This is a genomic window from Acidovorax sp. KPB24-07, assembly GCF_057543315.1.
Window position 1 is genome coordinate 1 of the sequence record NZ_BAAJYS010000358.1, and the last position, 3,333, is coordinate 3,333.

General features: G+C 69.9%; 3 protein-coding genes. 2 read left to right on the forward strand and 1 reads right to left on the reverse strand.

Going from position 1 to position 3,333, the window contains the following annotated elements:
* The coding region (locus tag AC27IQ_RS20885) for an anti-sigma factor family protein (RefSeq protein WP_487090635.1) at positions 1 to 599 on the forward strand (599 nt) is incomplete at its 5' end.
* 9 nt (positions 600 to 608) lie between these two features.
* Here the strand turns inward: AC27IQ_RS20885 and AC27IQ_RS20890 are convergent.
* Positions 609 to 1,712, reverse strand: a complete 1,104-nt coding sequence (locus AC27IQ_RS20890) for an enoyl-CoA hydratase/isomerase family protein (protein ID WP_487090636.1) — start codon at positions 1,710 to 1,712, stop codon at positions 609 to 611.
* A 239-nt stretch (positions 1,713 to 1,951) separates the two neighbouring features.
* Between AC27IQ_RS20890 and AC27IQ_RS20895 the strand changes: the two genes are divergently transcribed.
* Positions 1,952 to 3,333, forward strand: a 1,382-nt coding sequence (locus AC27IQ_RS20895; RefSeq protein WP_487090637.1) for an ABC transporter ATP-binding protein/permease, incomplete at its 3' end; no start/stop codon positions are given.

The following is a 3,333-nucleotide window of genomic DNA, read 5'->3' on the forward strand; positions in this document are numbered from 1 at the left end:
TCCTGGAGGCCGTGAGGGAGCACGCTGCCCGCTGGTGGCGCCTCGGCGGCATGGCCGCCTCGCTGCTCCTTGCCTTCGGCCTGGGCTGGACCGTGCATGGGCAATGGCCCACCGACCACCGCGGCCAGGCCGCCGGCCGCATGGCCGATGCCGCACCTGCCGTCGCCCGCCGATTCGCGCAACAGGCCGCCGTGGCGCACGCGGTGTACCAGCCGGAGCAGCGGCACCCCGTGGAGGTGGCCGCCGCCCAGCAGGAGCATCTGGTGCAATGGCTGTCCAAGCGGCTGGGGCGGCAGCTCAGGATTCCCGTGCTGGCGGCCCAGGGGTACGAGCTGGTGGGAGGGCGGCTGCTGCCGGGAGACACGGGCGCGCGGGCCCAGTTCATGTACCAGAACGCCGCCGGAGAGCGCATCACCCTGTACCTCGGCGCCTTGGCGGCGGGCCAGCCCGGCGCCGCCGACACGGCTTTCCGCTTCGATGCGGACGGCCCGGTGCCCTGCTTTTACTGGACGGATGGCGGCTTCGGCTATGCGCTCAGCGGCGCCCTGCCGCGCGCCGCCCTGCTGGGGCTGGCGACGGCGGTGCATCCGCAGTTGTGATGGCCGCGCTCAGCGCAGCGCGGCCAGCGGGTGGGCATGGGCCGGCCACGGGCTCTCGAAGAACGGCGCCACCATCTCCGGCACCACGTCCTCGATGCGCGCTGGACTCCAGCGTGGGGTGTGGTCCTTGTCCACTGCCAGAGCCCGGATGCCTTCGACCGTTTCGCTCTGGCCGGGGCGCAGGAAAAAGCAGTGGCGCACCATGTCGCGCTCCATGCGCAGATCGGCGGCAAGGTCCATGCCGCGGGCGCGGCGGATCTGCTCCAGCACCACGTGCAGCATGAGCGGCGAGCGCTTGCGCAAGGTGGCTGCCGTGGTGCGGGCCCAATCGGTGCCGGCGGCCTCCAGGGCCGCCATGATGGCCTGGACGCTGTCCAACGCGAAATATCGATCGATTTCGGCCGATGCCCTAGTACTCATTGCCTCTTGTGCTACAAATTTAGTAGCAATCGATGCCTGCACCGCCGCTGCGTCGGTGAAGGACTCCGTGCCCAGCGCATCCCAGACCGCCGCCTGCCGATCGGACGGCAGGCATCCGTCGGCCAGGCCCAGCGCCACCGCATCGCCCGCGCCGATGGTGTCCCCCGTCAGGCCCATCCATTCGCCGGCGTGTCCCGGGCAACGCGACAGGAAGTAGCCGCCCCCCACGTCCGGAAACAGGCCGATGGCCGTCTCGGGCATGGCCATCTTCGTGCGCTCGGTCACGATGCGCAGGCTGGCCCCCTGGCTGATGCCCATGCCGCCGCCCATCACGATGCCGTCCATGAACGCGATGTAGGGCTTGCCGTAGTGGTGGATCAGGTGATTGAGCGCGTATTCCTCGGTGAAGAAATCCTCCAGCCTCGGATCGCCCTGGCTGCCCGCCTGGTGCAGAAAGCGGATGTCGCCGCCCGCGCAGAAGGCGCCGAACGGGCCTTCCTTGTTGCTGCCGCGAATGGCCACCGCCAGGATGCGCTCGTCGTCCTGCCAGGCCAGCAGGGTCTCCATGAGCGCGCGCACCATGCCCAGCGACAGCGCATTCAGTGCCCGGGGGCGGTTGAGGGTGAGGAACCCCACCTGCCCGCGCACCTGGGCCAACACCTCTGCGGCCGCTGCCGTCGTCGTCTCCGTCATCGCTGTTCCTTTTTTCAATCGGTTCACGGTCTGAAAGGCCCGCTCGCACGCTGGCGGCCGGCCCGGGCGGAATCTTAGGGCCTGTGGCCCGCAGCGAATGTCAGGCGGTGGACAGGTGCCGGCACCTCGCACGCAACAAAGCACGCAGCGATGCACGGGAGCGCGTTTAAGGCCCGGCTAAGCCAGCCGCCCGGCGCGCGCGGCACACTGGCCATTCCCCCACAACGATCGCGCCCTCGATGCCCCATCCCCCGCTTGCCAAGACGTCCGCCTGGTCACTGATCCGCCCCTACTGGTTCTCGCAGGAGCGCTGGCCCGCGCGGGGCCTGCTGGCACTGATCGTGGCGATGAACCTGGGCATCGTGTACATCAACGTGCGCATCAACGCCTGGAGCGCGGACTTCTTCAACGCCCTGGAAGCGCGGGACACTGCCCGTTTCGGGCCCCTGCTGCTGCTGTTCACCGGGCTGGCGCTGGCCTACATCGTCCTGGCCGTGTATGCGCTGTACTTCAAGCAGATGCTGGGCTTTCGCTGGCGCCGGTGGCTCACGACCGACTACCTGCAGCGGTGGCTGCACGGCAACGCGTTCTACCGCATCGAGCGCGACCGGCTGGCCGACAACCCGGACCAGCGCATCGCCGATGACCTCAGCAGCCTGGCGACCACCACCCTCGCGCTGACGCTGGACCTGCTGTCCACGGTGGTCACCCTCGGTTCGTTCGTTGTGATCCTCTGGTCGGTGGGCGGGCCGCTGCTGGTGCATGTGGCGGGCTACAGCGCCACCATTCCGGGCTACATGGTCTGGGCCGCTGCGGCCTATGCCCTGGTGGGCTCGGTCGCCATGCAGGCCTTCGGCCACCGCCTCGTGGCCGTGAACTACCGCCAGCAGCAGGTGGAGGCGCACTTCCGCTTCGGCCTGGTGCGGGTGCGCGAAAACGCGGAGCCCATCGCACTGTACGACGGCGCACGGGCCGAAGCCGCCCAGTCCGCCACCCTGTTCGGCCGCATCCAGGACAACTGGCGGATGGTGATGCGCTACACCAAGCGCCTCACGCTGGTGAACTCGCTGTACGCGCAGGTGGCCGTGGTGCTGCCGCTCGCGCTGGCGGCGCCGCGGTACTTCGCGGGCGCCTACAGCTTCGGGGTGCTGATGCAGATCAGCCGGGCCTTCGACACGGTGAGCGGAGCGATGTCCTGGTTCATCAACAGCTACGGCACGCTGGCGGAATGGCGCGCCACGGTGAACCGGCTGGCCGAGTTGCGCGACGTGCTCGCCACCGTGCCTGCCACGCCGTCCAAAGGAATCCAGTGGCGAGCCGGGGCCGGCTCCGTGCTGGCGACGCACGGCCTGCAACTGGCCCTGCCCGGCGGCGCCACGCTGCTTCGCGTGCCCGACCTGCGCATCGCACCCGGCGAGCGCTGGCTGCTGCGGGGCCCCTCCGGTGCGGGCAAGAGCACCCTGCTGCGCGCGCTGGCCGGCCTGTGGGACTTCGGCAGCGGCACCATCGAGCGGCCTCGCGCGCGGATGCTCTTCGTGCCGCAGCGCAGCTACCTGCCGATGGGAAGCCTGGCCGATGCGCTCGCCTACCCGGACACGGCCGGCGAACACCCGAAGCGCAG